We start from the raw sequence: 17,003 nt of genomic DNA, 5'->3' as shown, positions 1-17,003 counted from the left end.
CGCGGGAGCCGGACCGCAGGGCGGTGCGGCGGAACTGGGAGGTGGCGAGCGAGGACCGGTTCCGTATCGTGCACGTCATCTCGCACGGTGCAACGGCCCTGCCGGGCCGGGACAGGAAGGCCGAGGGCACAGAGCGGTTGTCCATGGTGCCATCCTGCGGGGACCCCGGATTGGGGACCGACGTGACTTTGTGGGTCCAGGAAGCGAACAGCCTGCCGGAGCCCATGCTGTTCCTGGTTGACCTGTGCAGGGCTGGACGCGCTGCCCGGATCGGGCAGTTGATGCAGATCGCGGATGACCAGTTGCACGCCTGGGTGATCGCGGCCACCAGCCCGGACAAGGCGGCCTACGACGGCGCGTTCAGCACGGCCGTAGCCGAGGTGTTGGAGGAGATCGCCGCCAACGGGCTCGACACCTCTCCGTCGCTGCGCTACGTGCGGTGGGACAGGGTGACGTCCGCCATCCAGTTGCGGCTCGGCGCGGCCGGCCGTCGCCAAAAGGTCCACTCCACCAAGATCGACACCTCGCAGCCGCTCGAGTTGCCTTTCTTCCCTAACCCCAACTGGATCAGCGACCCCCGGCAGGAGCGGCTCCAGACGGTCGACGCCCCCGTCCGGGCGTTCGTCGCCGACCTGGGAGCCGCCCACTTCATAGACCGCGTCGGCGACCACTTCAGTGGCCGCCGACGGCAGCTCACCGCGCTGGCCCCCTGGCTGGACGACACCACCGCCGGCGGGCTCAGCGTCGTCACCGGCGCCCCCGGCTGCGGCAAGTCGGCCCTTCTAGGGGCGTTGGTCTGCGCCGGGCATCAGGAGATCGTGCGAGCCGCCCCCGACATTCGCAAATACCTGGCTGCTCAACAGCCGGACGGCGTCCCCTCACCCAACCCGATGCTGGCGGCCATTCACGCCCGCAACCGCGGGCTGGATGCCGTGGTCGCCTCCCTGGCCATGCAATGGGGCCTCCCCGGCCGAGGCACCGGACGGGAGGAGCCGTGGACCGCACCGGATCTCATCGACGCCGTCTCATCGCTCCCTGACATCCCGCCGTTGGTTTTCGACGCCCTGGACGAGGCCGACGATCCCGTCGACCTGATGCAGCGACTTCTGCTGCCGCTGGTCGAGGCCGTCCGTCCCGACGGGCTGCCTGCAGTCCGGCTGCTCGTTGGCACCCGGCGCGGCTCGCGCTTCCAGCCGCTCCTGGAGCGCGCCGCGAGGCAAGACACGCTCCTCGACTTGGACAACGCACCCAACGACGAAATCCGCGATGACCTGGCCCGGCATCTCGCCATGCGGCTCGCCGAACTCCCCGGTTACCGGGAAGCCTCCCGTCGCGCCGTGCGCACCACGCTGGCCGGCACGATCGCCGCGACGTTGACGCACGACCCTCGGACCACCCGACACTGGGGTCCGTTCCTCGTGGCCCGGATCTACGGCCGCGCGCTCGAACGGTTGCCGGTACCAGAAGACACGACGTCCGCAGCGCGGCGGGGCAAGAGCGTCCCGCTCACCCTCCCCGGCGTACTGGAGCTTGACCTGAGCCTACGTCCGGAGGGGACGCGGCTGCGGGCCGTGCTGTCTGCAGTGGCCTGGGCCAAGGGCGAGGGGTTCCCCACCGAAGCCGTCGCGGCGGTCGCACCCGAATTCGATCCGGAGGTCGGGGACCACAACGTTCGCGAGCTGCTGGAGGCGGGACGCTTCTACATGCGTACCGGCGTGGAGAGCGATGGCTCCACCCTGTACCGGCTCTTCCACCAGGGCCTGGCCGACTACTTGACAGCACAACCCTACTCTCGCGGAGGGCCGGAGTGAAGATCGTCGGAATCCACGGAATCGGCAACTACCGACCGGGCGAGTTGCCGGAGACGGCTGCCCGGAACCTGTCGGCTGCCTGGAGCAAGCACTTGGGCGCCGAGGCCGAGGTGGTGTACTTCGCCGATCTGCTGCGCGAGCAGGGTGGCCAGAGCGACGACGCCTCGGATCTGGAGGACTTGACTGAGACCGAGGAGGAGATCGTCCACGAACTTCTTGCCGCCCAGCCCGCCGCCACAGACCCAGGGCGCGTCCCTCAGGGACTGCTCACAGCGGTGCTGCGCGACGGCATCGCCGAGCTGGCGGAGAGCTGGGCGTGCCCGGAATGGCTCATGGAGTGGTTCATGGTCCGCTTCGTCAAGGAGGTCGCTGCCTATCAGCGGAGAGGGCCGGCTCGCGACGCGGTGCAGCAGCGCCTCCGCGAGGCGCTCGACCGCCACCGGCCGGATGTGCTGATCGCCCACTCCCTGGGCTCGGTCGTGGCGTACGAGACCCTGCACCACGACGGCACGCCACCCCTCCCGCTGTGGGTGACAGTAGGCTCGCCCCTCGCCCTGCCCAAGGCCATCTTCAACCGGTTGAACCCGTCTCCCGAGGCCGGCCGGGGAGCTCGGCCGCCCCAGGTGGCCCGCTGGACGAACCTGGCGGACCCCGGCGACCCCGTCGCCATCCCCGCCAAGGGTGTCTCCAGGCGTTTCGTCGGCGTGGACAGCGATGAACACCACGTCGTTCACCGCGGGTTCAAGTTTCACCACGCGGAGTCTTATCTGAAGTCGGCAGGCCTTGCGAACGTTCTGGCAACCGCATCGTGAGCCCAGCGGATGAAGACGTGCCGGAGGCCCAGCAGGCAGACGGAGCGGATGAGGGAAACCAGAAGGACGACGAACGGCGAGATGGCCGTGGCAACAGCGAGGAGCCACTTCCCGGCCGGGAGGACGGTCCTGACTCCGCAGCAGTCCGGCAGGCCGTCGCCGGCCTAGTCCTCGACCGGCTCATGGCACCGATCCGAGAGGACGGCCGACCACGCTGGGACCTTGCCTCCCCCTACCTGCTGCGCCACGCCGCCGAACACGCCGCTGAGTCCGGTCGTCTGCGGAGACTCTTCGCCGACTACGAATTCCTCGTTCACGCCCGCCCCGGACCGGTGCTACGTTTCGGCGCGCTTCTGGAGGCTGGAACACCGGTGCCGGCCCTCTCGCTCTACCGGGCGTCCCTGGTGGAACACATTGCGGCCGAGCCGCACGCACGGCGCGACATCCTCGCCGTGGACGCCGCCCGTCACCAGTGGCCCGACGTCAGCCAGGTCTTTTACCATCCCCGCCACGCACCTCCTTCACAGTGGCAGTGCCGCTGGTCCACGGCGAGCAACATCAGCTTTGCGCTCCGCGGCACACTCGCCCACGACTCACCGGTCGAATCGCTCGCCGCCGGGACAGCCGAGGACAGGTCCTTCGCTGTGACCGCCGCACGCGGCGATAGAGCAGCGGGAGTCTGGGACCTGGCCTCCGGTACGCGTTTGCGCGTACTGCCTGGGCACGCGGCGCAGCTGACGGCCGTGGCCATCTCGGACTCTTCCCGTGTCGTCGCGCTCACTGCCGCGAAAGACGGAACGTTGCGCTGCTGCAACCCGTTGAGCGGGGAGACTCTTTGGCAGGCGGCCGCACACGACGGGGAGGTGCACGGGCTTCAGTTGCACGAGCTCCGTGGCGTTCAGATCGTCATCACCCACGGCGGCGACGGCACGGTGGGCATCCGAGACCTGGAAACCGGAGAGATCCGGATGGTCTTCACTGACGTGCCTCCCGGCGGCCGCTTGGGCGTCGCCGTAGGCGACATGGACGACATGATCGCCTACGTGGGCCAAGGGCAGCTGTTGTCCCTCGACCCCCGCACGGGAATGGAATGCTTCAGGAAGCCGCTCAACATAGGGAAGATCACCGGTATCGCACCGGCCCTGACCGGCCCAGGCCCGGCCGTGGTGATCACCACCGCCGATGGCAGGGGTGAGGTGTGGGACCTGCTGGACGGAAGGCCGACCAGCGTGTTCGAAGGACCCCCCGGCAGCATGGACAGCCTCACCGTCCTCGACGCGGGCCGAGGTAGTGTGGCCGTCACCGGCGGCAGGGATGGGACGATCCGGCTCTGGGACCTGGAACGCGGAGGACGGCCGCTGCGTCAGCTCACTGGCCACCTCGGCGCGATCACTGACCTGGTCGTGTGCGACGCGCCGGCCACGCATGAGGGCGACAAACCGAACGGCTTGTTCCCGGACATCCAGGCGGTCACACACACCGCGCGCGTCAAGCCGCGTGTCACCCCAGACAGCGAAGGGCGCCGACGATCAGGGTTGCTCGAATCCCTGGCCGGATACGCGTTGTTGTCCGCATCCGACGACCGCACCCTGCGTGAGTGGAGCATGGCGGACGGCAGCCTCCGCCAGACATTCAGCGCACACACGGACCGGCCCCGGACGATCACCGTCACGCAGATTGCTGGCAGCCCAGTGGCGGTCAGCGCCGGACAAGACAATACGGCGCGTGTCTGGGCTCTGGATGACCGGCGTGTGCGGACCGCAGGTCGAGTCACCTACCCCATCCCCATCAGCTCGGTGTCTCTCAGCCGTGTGGACGGCCGACTACTGATCGCCACCGGCTGCGGCGACGAGCGGCTGCGGGTGGTGACCGCGTCCGACGGCACATCCGAGGGGAACCACCTCAACGGCACTGGAAAGCTCACGGCCGTGGCGCTCGGCTCAACACCTGAGGGGCCAGTCGCCGTCACCGCCACCGACGACGGAAAGCTGACCGCCCGGCGACCCGCGACAGGTGAGCGGCTGTGGCAGTGTGCCCCGTGCTCCGAGCCGGATGGACCCGTGACCGCACTGGCCGTGGGCGGATCTCGGCGACATCCCCTCGTCCTCAGCCTCGACTCGTCGGACGGCGGACGTCTGCGAGTTCACTCACTCACTGGGGGGCGAACCCTTAACCACCCTATGCAGGGCCTGCGTTGCGAAGCGGTGGCCACCGGACGGATCCGCCGGAAGCCGGTCGCCGCGGTCGCCCGCCACGACGGCACGATCGAGCTGTGGAACCTCAACCCCGGCGCACCCCGCAGGACCCTGACCGGCGGGGGCGAAGGCGTGGTGACCATTGCCATCGGTACGACACCCACTGGACCGTTGGTGGCGGCCGGGTACGAGGATGGCCGGGTTAGCGTATGGGACGCTGAAACCGGCCGGCGGTGCTGCCTCCTCACGGCCATACCGGTGCAGATGATCGCGGTCGGCACATCGCACGGCCGCCCCGTAGTAATCACTGCGGACCCGTCCCGTACAACCCTCCACTTCTGGGATGTGGAGACTGGCGACATACATACCGTCGTGACCCTCCCCGAGGCGATCGGCGCGCTCTCCCTGGCGGAGGGGATCCTCGCCGTCGGATACGGGCGAGAGCTCGCCGTCTTCAGCGCTGCCAACGACCCGGGGCCGTGGGACGACGCCCAACCGCCCCCAGCAGCATCGAACCCGCCGCACGAAGCGGACACCGGCGACGAGGAGGAGAACTTCGGGGACACCGGTGGACAGCTGACCCCTCTGGAGATGGCGGTCCTGATCCACCTCTGCCGGATGGACGAGCCCCTGGGCGTGCCCGAGGTGAATGCGGCGTTCTGGCGGCACTTCCGCCGCTGCGTGAAGACGCAACTGCGTTCCCTCCGGCAAAAGGGGTACGTGCGCCGGGCCGAGAACCCCCGCCTCTTCCTCCCGACGGCCGAAGGCCGCGAGGTGGTGGCCCGCGCGGAAGGCAGCGGAGAGCTGGTCAAGAGACGCTGGAGGATCGGTATCCATTGCGCGGGTTGCGGCGTCTGACTGGGCGACCAGCTGGGTTGACCCGCCTGGTGCATGGAAGAAAGTTGTGGTTGCGGCGGTAGCGGACGCTGTGGCTCGCGCAGGCCCCTACGTAGCCTGGCAGGCTGTTCTTCCTGTCTGAGCGGATGACGCGTCACTGGTCGTGATTGATCAGGTCGGTCTTTCGGTCAAATCTGTTCTGTTCCATCGATTCCGGACACTGAAGTAGCGTCGTCGTAAGGTTTCGAATCCCGAAGGCGGCTCGGATTAACCCAGGACTCACTCTCGCTGACCGGGGATTTTCATGGCCCTGCCTATGCGGCCCTGCTGTGGCTGGGGTCCGGAACGCCGTGCGCGAGCGCTGTGTGAGCGGAGGGGCTGTCAGCCCTTGCGGGCGGCCTTCTTGGCCTTGCCCTTCTTCTTCCCCTTAGCCTTCGCCTTCTCGGCTCGCTTGGCCTTCTCAGCGGCCTTGCGGGCCTTGTCCTCCTCGGACTTGCGCTGGAGGGGGACCAGCTTGGCGGTGGCCTCGGCGGCGCTCTTGCCGACGTGGGGGAGCACGCTCTGGTAGATGTCGCGCGTGATCCGGGTGTCGCTGTGCCCGAGCGTGTCCGACACGATCTTGATGTCGATGTCGGCCGCCAGCATGAGCGTGGCCGCACCGTGGCGCAGGTCGTGCAGTCGGATCGGCGGCAGGCCGGAGGCGGCGACGAGCCGCTCGAAGAGATCGGTGACCTTGCCCGGGTGGAGCCAGGAACCGTCCTCCTGGGTGAAGACGAGACCGGTGTTCACCCAGGCCGACCCCCACTCCGCGCGGTCGGCCTCCTGCCGTTCGCGGTGTCGCTTCAGGACGTGGACGGTGTCATCGTCCAGGGCCACGACACGGAAGCCGCTGTCCGTCTTCGGCTCGGACGCCTCGACCTCCCAGCCGTCCTGGACGAGCTGGCCGGTGACCGTGAGGGAGTGCCGGTCGAGGTTGGTCTCCGACCAGGGCTGCCCGCACGCCTCACCTCGTCGCAGGCCGCGGAAGGCGATCAGGTGCCACATCGCGTACAGCCGGTCCTCGGCGACGAAGTCGAGGAAGGCGCCGGTCTGTTCCGGCGTCCAGACCATCACGGGCGAGGGCTTCTCGCCGCTCTGCTCCCACTTGGAGACCCGCTCGTCCGTCCACACGAGCGCCTTCGGCTTGCGCGCCGGGTCGATCTCGACGTGGGCTGCCGGGTTGAACGTGATGATCTGCTGCCCGATCGCGTCGTTGAGGGACGCGCGGAGCGTGGCCTTGATGTGCTGGCGCGTGGCGGGGCCGGTGACGCGGCGGAAGGGCGGCATCGCGTCGATCGCCGCCTTCATGGCCATGCGGCGGGCACGGTTCGCCGCACCCTTCCAGGGGACGGTCGCCAACTCCTCGACCGCCGCACGCCTCTGGGTGTTCTGCTCCAGGATCTCGGCGTTGGCGTCGGTGATGGCGGTGAACATGTCGCTGAGGTGGCTGACACGCAGCCGGTCGAGACGCCGATGGCCGATGTGCGGCTTGAGGTGCACGCGGACATCGGTCTCGTACCGGCTGATGCCCGACTTCCGGATGCGCTTGCCAGCGAGCCACCGGTCCAGCCATTCGGCCACGGTCAGGCTGCCGATGAGAGGGGACCTGTCCCCGAGTGGTGGACACCTCTGAGCCCGGCCCCGGTAGGGGCCGGGTAGGAGGCATCTTTTATGGTGATGAAGGTCTACTCGCCCGAGTTCAAGGCGGACGCCGTCGCGCTGTACCTGTCGGACCCGGGCCACACCTTCGAGGGCGTCGGCAAGGACCTGGGGATCAGCCGGGAGACGCTGCGCAACTGGGTACGGACCGAACGGGCCCGACACGGCGGGGGCAGCACGACGAGTACGAGCACGGAGAAGAACACGGTGGATTCCCCGCCGACGGCCGAAGAGCTTCAGGCCGAGAACGAGGCCCTGCGCCGTGAGCTGGCGACGGTGCGCAAGGAGAACCAGAAACTGGCCACCGAGCGTGACATCCTACGCAAGGCCACGAAGTTTTTCGCACAAGAGATGACCTGGTGACCAACCGCTTCCAGTTCGTCGAGGACCACCACCGCGCCTGGGGCGTGAAGCGGTTGTGTCACGTGCTGGAGGTCGCCCGCTCCAGCTTCTACAAATGGCGGGCCGGCCGTCAGGCCCGCGCCGCGCGCGAGCGGGCGGACGCCGCGCTCGCCGAGCGGATCAGGGCCGTGCACGCCGAATGGGACGGCACCTACGGTCGCCCGCGGATCACCGCCGAGCTGCGCGACCAGGGCGAGCACGTGAACCACAAGCGTGTCGGACGGGTCATGCGCAAGTACGGCATCGCCGGGCTGCGGCTGCGCAAGCGCCAGGTCACCACCGTGCCCGAACCGTCCGCGACGCCGGTGCCGGACCTCTTCCGGCGCGACTTCACCGCCACCGCCCCGAACACCAAGTACGTCGGCGACATCACGTACTTGCCGGTGGGCGACGGCCAGTTCCTGTATCTGGCGACGGTGATCGACTGCTTCTCGCGCCGCCTGGTGGGCTGGTCGATCGCCGACCACATGCGCACCTCGCTGGTCGCCGACGCGCTCCAGGCAGCCGCCGCGACCCGCGGCAGCCTGGCCGGAGCCGTCTTCCACAGCGATCACGGAGTGCAATACACCTCCCGCCAATTCGGCGATGTATGCGCTGAGTTGGGGGTGCGACAGTCCATGGGTGCGGTCGGCACGAGCGCGGACAATGCGCTCGCCGAGAGCTTCAACGCGGCCCTCAAACGCGAGACGCTCCGCGGCGCCCGCCGCTTCGACGGGGCCCGCGCCTGCCGCCTGGCCGTCTTCCGCTGGACCACCCGCTACAACACCCGCCGACGACACTCAGCGAACGGACAGCAGGCACCGATCGCCTACGAGCAACGGTCAGCTACCCTGACACTCGCCGCATAACAACACGAACAGGTGTCCACTCCTCCGGGACAAGGCCCCCTTCCAGTGCTGCGGCTGAAGACGCTTGAGCAGCGCGCTTTCTTCTGCGGTGGGCTTGAGTCCGCTGGTGTCACGTTCGCGGACCGCGATCCACACCGACAGGGCGGTGACGGCCGCGACGACGGCCACGGCCGACCACACCCACGCGCGGGTCGAGACGTGCGGCAGCCACACGTACCCGGCGGCACCGAGCGCGGCGGCGGTCTTGGTGGCGAACAGCCACATGGGGTCGGGTACACGCCGCTTGGCGGTGCGCAGCTCGCGCTCCGCGCGGTGGCGGATGGGGGTGACGCCTTCTGGGTCGATGGCGCGTGCGGTGGCCAGAGCGCGGCGAGCGTCGCGCACGAGCGGCTTGCGTTCGGCGCGCAGGGCGCGGCGGCGTTCGGCTTCCTTGCGCCAGTGGTCGGCGGTCCAGCGGGCGGCGGTGGCGGCGTACTGGCGGTGGGTGCGCCAGACTTGTCCGTGACTCACAAGTGTCCTCTTCTCAAGGGGTGGTGGGTCGGTGGTGACGGGCCCTGCGACGGCCCGTCACCACACGTGCGTATTACGCGGAGTGAGCAGGTTTCCGGTTTCCTGGTTTCCGAGACGGCCCCTACGCGTGCGCGCGCGAGAACGGAAACTTCCGTCACCCTGCGTCGCTACGGGGCCTCTGGCGGTCGAACGGCCATCCGGGGGTCAAACCCCACCCGGAAGGCCCTTCAGACGCCCTGCGGGCCGCCTACGGCTTCGGGGTGGTTCAGCGGCCCTTGCGGCCGCGCCTGCTGCTCTTGCCGTTGTCGCCGACGGCGCGGACGACCGTGACGACGGACCAACCCAGCACGAGCGCGATGAACGCGAGCATGGCCAGGTTCGCGGCGATGGCGGTCAGCGCGCCGACGAGCAGCGGGCCGAAGTAGACGCCGGCCGCGACCGCGCCAGCACCGACCCCGGAGCCGAGCGCGACGCGCTGCACCGTGCGGTCCGGCGGGGCCTGGTGGATGTGCACCACCTTGGGTCCGGCGGGCTGCTGTGCGGGCAGGGCGGAGGGGTCGGCGTAGACGTGGGTGCCGTCGGGGAGTTGGACGACGGTCAGGGGGCGGTGTGCGGGGAGCTGTTCCATGACGCACCCTCCGGGGCGTTGTCGGGAAAGGCGCAGGCAGGACACATGCCGAGCGAGGCGGGGATGACGTATCCCGCATCCCGGCGGCACTCGGGGCAGATGCGGCGGGCGGCGTTGGCCTTGGCCAGGGCCGCCCACTTCGCCGGGGTCATCGGCCGGACCGGCTTCGCCCGGTCGATGCGGTAGAGGTAGGCGACCAGCGGGTCACGGCGGCGTCGGGGCCGCTCCACCTGCGCCGCCACGTCTTGACCGCCGGGGCGTAGTCCGGCGGCGCGCAGTTGGCGACGGGTGGCGTAGCCGTCCGGGGCGAGCCGCCACCGGTAGACCGGCAGCGTGGTCATCAGGCGACCTGGAGGCCGCGTTCGGCGCGCAGGGTGTCGCGCAGGGTGCGAGCGTTCGCCGGGGAGGTGCGGACCTCGCGGCGGATGCCCTCGGCGGTCAGCCTGGCATCCGGCCAATCGGCCGTCGCCTTCCGCGCCTCGTCCAGCAGCTCATCCGGGCTCCGCTTCAGGCGCGGGGTGCGGGCGACCTCGGGCACGCGGCCAGTCGCCCGGCGCGGGCGGCTCGACTCCGCGGCCACCGCCCGGCGCTCGATCGGCGTCACGGTCGGCTGCTCGATCGCCCCGACCGGCTTGGCGGGGATGTTCGACTTCAGGAAGCCGACGGCCACCGCGCGGGGCAGCGCCGTCACGTTCGGCGTGATCGGCGCCGGGGTCGATCCCACGAGGTCAGAACTAGACCGATTCCTCTCGGTTCCAGTTGATTCCTCCGCATTCATGGTCGAGGAGGTGATCGGGGCGGGACGGTGGTGCAGCACCTTCGCCACGAGATCCGAGCCGAAGTAGATCGACCCGACCGGCAGCGACGTGGCGAGCAGCACGAGCGCCCAGTTCGCAGGGGCCCAGTCGGCCAGTCGTCCCCAGCCGACGGAGTGGCCGTGCAGCTCCGGGACCAGGCCGTGCACGTAGTTCAGCACGAGCGAGGCGAGCGTGTAGGCGGCCAGCACCCGCAGCGCGAACGTGCGGTCCTGCCCGGCGAGCACAAGCGTGGCGATCAGCGCGAGCGCCATGAGGCCGTCGACGACGAACGGGTACAGCGTCGCGGCGGTGCCGTCGGCGCCGATGGCACCTGCGATGTCGCGCAGGGCGTTCCAGGACACCCGGAAGGCCATGGCGACCACGGCGACCAGGGCGAGCACGAGGGCGGCGCGGCCCTTGCGGTGCAGGTTCATGCGGCACCGCCGGTCTGACCGTTTGCGCCGTTGACGTGGTTGCGGTGCGCGGCGAGCACGCGCCGGCGGGCACGGCGGATGCGGCGCTCGTCCAGTTCGCACGGCGTGCGGTCGATGACGATGATCTGCGCGTCCAGCAGCTCCATCTCCGCGCGGATGACGGGCATCTCGCGCTCGATGGCGTCAAGCTCCGCGTCCGTGGGCTCCATCCACGGCTCGAACGCGGTAACAACGTCCTGAACAGTCACGATGTGTTCCATGGGTCGTGTTCTCCCTAGCAGGTGGCAACGGCCCGAACAGTGGCCCCGGTGTTCCAGCACCGGGGCCGCGCGCCGTTGAAGTCGGTAACTCCGGCTCCCCTCAGCGCCGCTCGTACGAGACGAGCAGCGGAGGCAACCGGCGCGGCGAGAGCCGCGAAGGTCGACGCGCGATCCAGTCGCGCGGTCCGCCTTTTCGACTCGGGGAGGCGGGGCCCACCTATGCAGTTCTCAAGCAACGACCGACGCGGGGCCCCTCGTAGTGGCGAGCCATCCCGGACCGAAGCGGCGCAGCACACGGCAGCACCTCACTCCTGTACTCCTGTGCAGGAGTGACATGTAAGAGAGTGCCTAACTCATGTACATGAGTCAACCCGCCGCGTGAAACTGCTGCGGCGGGCCGGGGCTAGGGAGGAGGGTTCTTCAGTCGCCCGCGGGGATGCGGTACTCCAAAACGAACTGGTCAGCGGCCATGAACGTATCGCAGACCTCGATGACCCGGCCCGTCTCGGATTCGGCGTTGCGGGTTAGATGGATGATGGGCGAGCCAGGGCTCAGGCTCAGCGCGGCAATCTCCTGCTTGGTGGCGAGCCGCACGCGTACAGTCTCCGACAGCTCGCTCAGGACGTGCCCGTGCTCTTCCAGCCGGGCGTAGATGCCACCGCCACCAGGGTTCTCCTCGAACAGTTCCGGGATGTCTTTGGCGATGTCCCACGGAAGGTAGGAGGTGGCTTCCTCGGTCGGGATGCCGTCGCTGAAGTAGAGGCGGCGCCGCGCCAGAACCTTCGCGCCGGCCGGAACCGACAGCCGCTCTGCGATCTCCTCGGGCGCGTCGACCGGTCCGACGTACAGGACGCTGACGCTGGGTGTACTGCCCGCCTGCTCTGCCTCCGCGAGGTACGCGGCCTTGCCCGCAGCGCGATGCGACCGACGGAACCTGTCGGAGGACTTCCGGCGCACCGGAGGGCGCCTCTTCACGTATGACCCCTTGCCGTGACGGGTCTCGATGAGCCCAGTGGCGCGCAGCTCGGCGAACGCCTTGCGTACTGTTCCTTGGGAGGCCGCGTACTTCTCCATGAGGTCGGATTCGCTGGGTAGCTGCTCTCCTGGGGGGAGATCCTTCCCCTTGATCTGCTGAACAAGGTCGTCAGCGATCTGAAGGTACTTCGGCTTTCCCGAGTCTCTGGTCGTCGTGGCCATGTCCTACTGTTCCTCCTAGAGTCCTGTACATAAGCAACGCTACTCGGAGGCGTACCAATGCCGCTTCACTCGGTCTCGGTCGCTGGCGTAGTCGTGCGCGATGACGGCCGTGTCCTCGCGATCCGGCGTGCCGACAACGGCACGTGGGAGCCTCCGGGGGGAGTCCTTGAGCTGGACGAACGGCCTGAGGACGGAGCCGTTCGGGAGGTGCTCGAAGAGACAGGCGTCCGCGTCTCCATCGAGCGTCTGACGGGCGTCTACAAGAACATGAACCGGGGTGTCGTGGCCTTGGTCTTTCGGTGCCGCCAGGTCGGCGGAGCAGAGCGCACGTCCAACGAGTCGACTGCTGTGAAATGGCTGACCCCCGAAGAGGTAGAGAAGTGGATGGGCGAGGTCTACGCGGTGCGCGTCCTTGACGCCCTGGGCCCTGCGGGCGCTCCCCACGTTCGCGCGCACGACGGTCGGCACCTGATCGCATCTCTCTGACGCGCGTGGAGGCAGCAGACAGTCGCCAACTGGTGGCTCGCTGGCTGGTCCGCTGTAAGCCGGACCCGGCTGGAGAGATTAATTCGCTTCCGCTTGGAGCGATTGATGGCCACGCGATGGCGTTCGGCGGTGACGCGTTGACGACGCTGAAGGGCGCTGTGGCGTTCGTAAAAACCCGAGTCAGACCCGCCGCAGCGACGTACACTCTTCCGTGCAGAATCAGAAGTCCGCGACTCGTTATGTGTAAGTGGAAGGTTGGTAGCGAGTTCGGAGTTGGGGCTCCTTGGCTTTGCCAGACTCGTCATCTGGTGGAGAAGGGGCCCGTTCAAGGAGGGGTGGCATGTCTGATAGCGGTAGCGCGAGCGATGGTCCAAATCCCGTCGGGGAAGTGCACGCCGCTGACGCACCTTTCGCCAAAAACGTCGTTCCGTACAAGCATGACTCCTCCATGCTCCCTGCCTTGGTGCAGCTTGCTGATGCTGCGTGCGAAGGGGTAGGTGATACCCGCGAAGCGAGCCTCCGAGTGGCAAAGCTCGCGAAGGATGCGAACCTCCCCTTGGATGACGCATCCATTCGAGAATTGACAATCACCTTCACATATACTCTCGCTCCGCATCCTCTTGGTTCTGCGCAACCGGGCGCTGATCTTGTTCCGCTGGAGGGACCGTCCTATCCGCGGGCCCTTCGCGATGCAGATGAGGATGTGCGCGCCCTCTGGACTTCACTCGCGGCTTCGGTGACGCATCCTATGGCTAGGGCGCGGTGCGCTGACATCGTCTTCACGCTGCGACTGGCGAAGCCCCACGAGGCTGCCGAAACTGCCGTGCAGGCCTATTTGGAGTTGGCCAGAGGAAGCCTTCACCTCAGTGAGCAGTGCGACGGATTGCTTAGAGCTTGGGGATTGGTCCGGGCAGTGGGACTCTCTGCGTTGATGCCCCGAGTGTCGTCCGCCATGTTGGACATGGTGGACGCAGCGCTGGATCGTCAAGACGATCCATATGTGGTTGTTCATCTGCTCGATGCCCTCACAGCGCCTCAGCGTAGGAAGAAAGGGAGTCTGCCGGACTCCCGGATGGATGATTTGCTCGACAAGGCCTTGCTGACCTACTCCGACACCCGCACGGTAGGTGAGCTGGCCTCGCTTGTCCGCAGGAGAGCCGCTGGAGATGCAATGCGGGTTCAGCATGCCAGCGAAGTCGAGGTTAAGGCATATTTGAATGACGCCGATAAGGCTACGGAAGCGTTCGTTGTAAGGGCCCACTTGAATGATGCGGCTTCAAAGGCGCGTCAGCTCAATTTGCCGGACCTGGAGGCAATCGCCGTCTCGCGCCTCCAGTCTGCACCTCCGGTGAAATGGAAAAGCATCCCAACCGAGTTCAAGCTTCCGAATGCATTCTTTCGAGACTTTCTTCGACCCTACAGGAGAGCTGAATCTTGGGATGACGCTCTTGGGTTGTGGTTCAATACGGACGCCCCCAGCGGATCTCTTAAGACTAATGAGGCGACGGCACGCAATGTGCTGAATAAGTCAGTGTTTGGCAGGCTCGTGACTACTATCGTATTCGGTAGTAAGGATCTCCCTAAGCGTGTGCTAGCCGGGGATGATGATGCATTTCAGCACGAGCTTGTTAAGGTGGAGACAATCGGTATCCATCTCCATGGTTTTTTGCTGGCGGATGCACTGGATCTAATTAAATTTCGCTTTGGCATTCCCTCGCTTGCTGAGGTGGAGAGTCGCTTGGTCGAAGCGGGTGCGCATCCAATAATGGCGCGAACATTGGCTAAGTCTCTACTGCTCTACTGGGTGGGCGAGTTTGCAGCCGCCGTGCACCTTGCTGTGCCGAAGGTTGAGGCGGCTGCTCGTGCCCTCTTGTTGGAGCTTAACGAGCCGATGTACAGGGCTGCGGTGGGTGATGCAGTCGGCGTTTTTCCTGGACTCGGTGCGCTGCTTGAGCCGTTGGTGGAAAATGGGTTCGATCCTGATTGGGAACGCTTCCTCAGGACTTTCCTTTTGAATGACGGCGAGAACGTGCGCAATCTCACGGCGCATGGCTACATTGACGACGTCAATCGCGAAACCGCGGCCTTGGCCTTGCGGGCGTGTGCCCTACTCGTCCTCATTGCTTCCGAAGATTCAGTGAACCGCGACAGCGAGGTTGTCAGGGCTGCTTTGGGCAACCCGATTGCAGCTCCTCCGCGCTCCTGGTGGCAGCGGGGCATAAGTGCCATTCGGGCCGCGCGGAGAGAGTTCCTTCGGTGACGTGACGTTATTGGGCACGCCTTGGCTGCAACTGCGCTTAGGCGTTGCCCCATGCTTCGAGGAATCGCTTGCGGTCGTCCTCCGTCTCGTACGTCTTGCGGCTGGCAAGCAAGACGTGCCAGGCGGAGGTCTCGGCGTCACGCAGCCACAGCTTCCCGAGGTACCGACCACCTGCAACGAAGGTGTTGTGGTCCAGCGCGCCTCCGATCACTTCGGCCACGGCGTCGCGCTGCTGGTCGTCGAGCTCTCCCAGGAAGCTGAGCACACGGCCGGCGATGCCCCCTTCGTTCCCGTCGATCAGGTACTTGAAGAAGGGGCCGCCCGCGTTGGCCGGATCGATGTACAAAGCGGCCTCATCTCCGACACGCCTGAGGGCATCCCAAAACTCATCCCCTTCGGGGGTGCCTGGCAGAGGGAGGGCGGAGAAGAGGTCGACCAGGTGCCCGTTGGCCGCTTGGTCGTATGAGACGTCGCAGGCTGCTGCAGCAGCGATGTTCGCGACGTGCTCAGTGTTCAGATCTCCCTCCTCGGGCCAGTCCAGTGGAGTGTTGAGCTGGCGCGTGAGGTACTGAGCCAGTTCGCCATCTTCGCCAAGGTAATGCCGGACGATCACAAGTTCCCCCAGTTCAACGCCAGATGGCGCTCAAGGTGGCTTCTCTACGTCAGTCAGTCTGCCCAAGTAGGCAGTGATCCACTGAGCCGTGTGGACAACGTCCGGAAAATGCTCGTGTCCTTGACCCAAGGCAGGCTCTGCGGAGCTGAGGGGCGGGCTCTTGCCTTCTCAGTACCTCCTCGCGTCCGAGAGGGAAGCCGCAGCACTCCGGATGTTGTCGGCTGCGTTGTTGAGAGAAGCTGGCAGGTCTGCCATGCGCATCAAGGCCTGAGCGGCGGAGGTTAGCAAGTGGACATTGTCTTGCAGGTGCGCGAGGTCGTCTCCCGCGTCCATCAGCAACGGCGCGTTGTCCTGCAGATGCGCCAAGTTTCGGCTGGCCTCGTAGACCATCCAGGCCGTGTCCTCTGAAACACCAGGCGCACGCCCCTGCATGCGCTCGAGATCCGACTTGAGGACCTTGAGGAGCGACGACAACTCTGGCACCCGGTCCGCGAGTGTGCCCAGCACCGGAGCCAGCCGATCGACGTACTGTTCCTGCGCTTCTTGGATCATCGCGACCAGTCGGGCCTCGGTCAGACCGCTCAGCCCTGCGAGGGCGTCCTGGCCCTCGGCTTCGCGAACGCGCTTCCATCCTTGAAGAATGTCAACGGTGTACTTCTCGCCGTCCACGCCGTCTACTCGCTTATGGTGCACGTTGCACAGCAGAAGCAGGTTGGCGAAGCTGTTCCTGTCTTCCACGCTCCACGAGGGGTCGTACCGCTTCCCACCCGCTTTCAGAGCGCGAATGTGGGCGATGTCCAAGTTGAGGACGGGCTTGCCGTCGATGATGCGCACCGTCGGTGCTCCACAGCGGGGGGCGTAGCAGCCGCCCCGCGCTAGGGTCATGAGCGCGGCAATGGTGGTGTTGTCGTACTTCCTGTGAGGCTCCTCGGCCACGGGGTCCTCCTCCACTCGGCAGGCCTGCTACGGACCATAGAGGCGGGGACTGACAACGGGCGTGCCATGTCGGGTAGTTGGAAGCGGTCTGGTGCGACGTCGGTGGTCTCAGTCGCGGTCTCACTCGTGGCGTTTTCCAGGGCAGTCCAAGTAGGTCCCTGGGTGTTTGGCTACGGCCTGACCTGCACACATTCGATTCCCCAGGACACGCGTGGACGATCACGGACCAAGATCGGACAACTCGTAATGCGTAGGTCTCGGGTTCGAATCCCGAAGGCG

Annotated in this window: 14 protein-coding genes and 1 pseudogene; 6 read left to right on the top strand and 9 right to left on the bottom strand. The window is 66.9% G+C overall.

Annotated features, from left to right (window positions below; all coding sequences use genetic code 11):
• The first annotated feature begins 41 nt into the window (after nt 1–41).
• Genes ACU6P3_RS15005 through ACU6P3_RS14995 form a run of 3 tightly spaced genes read left to right on the top strand, consistent with a single transcriptional unit; the run spans nt 42 to nt 5,676 of the window.
• The gene (locus tag ACU6P3_RS15005) at nt 42–1,811 is read left to right on the top strand and encodes a hypothetical protein (RefSeq protein WP_447197540.1); all 1,770 of its coding nucleotides are present in this window, start codon (nt 42–44) and stop codon (nt 1,809–1,811) included.
• Nucleotides 1,808–2,623, top strand: coding sequence for a serine peptidase (locus ACU6P3_RS15000; protein WP_447197539.1), 816 nt, complete (start codon nt 1,808–1,810; stop codon nt 2,621–2,623). Before ACU6P3_RS15005 ends, ACU6P3_RS15000 begins: the two co-directional genes overlap by 4 nt.
• Nucleotides 2,620–5,676 (top strand): WD40 repeat domain-containing protein, encoded by a 3,057-nt coding sequence (locus tag ACU6P3_RS14995; protein ID WP_447197538.1) that lies wholly within the window; start codon nt 2,620–2,622, stop codon nt 5,674–5,676. Before ACU6P3_RS15000 ends, ACU6P3_RS14995 begins: the two co-directional genes overlap by 4 nt.
• Nucleotides 5,677–6,036: 360 nt before the next feature.
• On the opposite strand, the pseudogene ACU6P3_RS14990 reads toward ACU6P3_RS14995, so the two are convergent.
• Nucleotides 6,037–7,293, bottom strand: a pseudogene (locus ACU6P3_RS14990) (tyrosine-type recombinase/integrase); the annotation flags it as partial.
• 72 nt (nt 7,294–7,365) lie between these two features.
• Between ACU6P3_RS14990 and ACU6P3_RS14985 the strand changes: the two are divergent.
• Nucleotides 7,366–8,603 (top strand): IS3 family transposase gene (locus ACU6P3_RS14985; protein WP_447195309.1). Its coding sequence is split into 2 segments (ribosomal slippage): nt 7,366–7,695 and nt 7,698–8,603, totalling 1,236 coding nucleotides; the frame shifts between segments, so codons are not numbered across the junction.
• Here the strand turns inward: ACU6P3_RS14985 and ACU6P3_RS14980 are convergent.
• The 6 genes from ACU6P3_RS14980 to ACU6P3_RS14955 form a co-directional block, all read right to left on the bottom strand.
• Nucleotides 8,577–9,113 (bottom strand): hypothetical protein, encoded by a 537-nt coding sequence (locus ACU6P3_RS14980; protein WP_447197537.1) that lies wholly within the window; start codon nt 9,111–9,113, stop codon nt 8,577–8,579. The genes ACU6P3_RS14985 and ACU6P3_RS14980 overlap by 27 nt on opposite strands.
• A gap of 265 nt (nt 9,114–9,378) precedes the next feature.
• The gene (locus ACU6P3_RS14975; RefSeq protein WP_447197536.1) at nt 9,379–9,741 is read right to left on the bottom strand and encodes a DUF6251 family protein; all 363 of its coding nucleotides are present in this window, start codon (nt 9,739–9,741) and stop codon (nt 9,379–9,381) included.
• Complete coding sequence (locus tag ACU6P3_RS14970; protein WP_447197535.1) at nt 9,711–10,082, bottom strand: RRQRL motif-containing zinc-binding protein; 372 nt, start codon at nt 10,080–10,082, stop codon at nt 9,711–9,713. Before ACU6P3_RS14970 ends, ACU6P3_RS14975 begins: the two co-directional genes overlap by 31 nt.
• Nucleotides 10,082–10,972 (bottom strand): DUF2637 domain-containing protein, encoded by an 891-nt coding sequence (locus ACU6P3_RS14965; RefSeq protein ID WP_447197534.1) that lies wholly within the window; start codon nt 10,970–10,972, stop codon nt 10,082–10,084. Before ACU6P3_RS14965 ends, ACU6P3_RS14970 begins: the two co-directional genes overlap by 1 nt.
• On the bottom strand, nt 10,969–11,232 hold the full coding sequence (locus ACU6P3_RS14960; RefSeq protein ID WP_447197533.1) for a DUF6284 family protein: 264 nt from the start codon (nt 11,230–11,232) through the stop codon (nt 10,969–10,971). Before ACU6P3_RS14960 ends, ACU6P3_RS14965 begins: the two co-directional genes overlap by 4 nt.
• Nucleotides 11,233–11,652: 420 nt before the next feature.
• Complete coding sequence (locus ACU6P3_RS14955; protein WP_447197532.1) at nt 11,653–12,429, bottom strand: GntR family transcriptional regulator; 777 nt, start codon at nt 12,427–12,429, stop codon at nt 11,653–11,655.
• Between the two features lie 57 nt (nt 12,430–12,486).
• On the opposite strand from ACU6P3_RS14955, the gene ACU6P3_RS14950 reads away from it, so the two are divergent.
• Nucleotides 12,487–12,915: an NUDIX hydrolase gene (locus ACU6P3_RS14950; protein ID WP_447197531.1), complete on the top strand. Its 429-nt coding sequence runs from the start codon at nt 12,487–12,489 to the stop codon at nt 12,913–12,915.
• Between the two features lie 463 nt (nt 12,916–13,378).
• Nucleotides 13,379–15,175 (top strand): DUF7380 domain-containing protein, encoded by a 1,797-nt coding sequence (locus tag ACU6P3_RS14945; RefSeq protein ID WP_447197898.1) that lies wholly within the window; start codon nt 13,379–13,381, stop codon nt 15,173–15,175.
• Between the two features lie 37 nt (nt 15,176–15,212).
• Here the strand turns inward: ACU6P3_RS14945 and ACU6P3_RS14940 are convergent, their stop codons facing one another.
• Both ACU6P3_RS14940 and ACU6P3_RS14935 read right to left on the bottom strand, forming a co-directional pair.
• Nucleotides 15,213–15,788 (bottom strand): hypothetical protein, encoded by a 576-nt coding sequence (locus tag ACU6P3_RS14940; protein WP_447197530.1) that lies wholly within the window; start codon nt 15,786–15,788, stop codon nt 15,213–15,215.
• Nucleotides 15,789–15,956: 168 nt separating this feature from the next.
• Complete coding sequence (locus tag ACU6P3_RS14935) at nt 15,957–16,724, bottom strand: hypothetical protein (RefSeq protein ID WP_447197529.1); 768 nt, start codon at nt 16,722–16,724, stop codon at nt 15,957–15,959.
• Between the last annotated feature and the right edge of the window lie 279 nt (nt 16,725–17,003).

The sequence above is a fragment of the Streptomyces hebeiensis genome, from assembly GCF_052983195.1.
The sequence above is the reverse complement of the archived record's forward strand: the minus strand, read 5'-3'. Positions and strand labels throughout refer to the sequence as shown.

Coding starts and splice junctions, on each gene's coding strand:
- ACU6P3_RS14965 (WP_447197534.1), bottom strand. CDS start 10,972: ATGAACCTGCACCGCAAGGGCCGCGCCGCCCTCGTGCTCGCCCTGGTC.
- ACU6P3_RS14970 (WP_447197535.1), bottom strand. CDS start 10,082: ATGACCACGCTGCCGGTCTACCGGTGGCGGCTCGCCCCGGACGGCTAC.
- ACU6P3_RS14960 (WP_447197533.1), bottom strand. CDS start 11,232: ATGGAACACATCGTGACTGTTCAGGACGTTGTTACCGCGTTCGAGCCG.
- ACU6P3_RS14975 (WP_447197536.1), bottom strand. CDS start 9,741: ATGGAACAGCTCCCCGCACACCGCCCCCTGACCGTCGTCCAACTCCCC.
- ACU6P3_RS14955 (WP_447197532.1), bottom strand. CDS start 12,429: ATGGCCACGACGACCAGAGACTCGGGAAAGCCGAAGTACCTTCAGATC.
- ACU6P3_RS14950 (WP_447197531.1), top strand. CDS start 12,487: ATGCCGCTTCACTCGGTCTCGGTCGCTGGCGTAGTCGTGCGCGATGAC.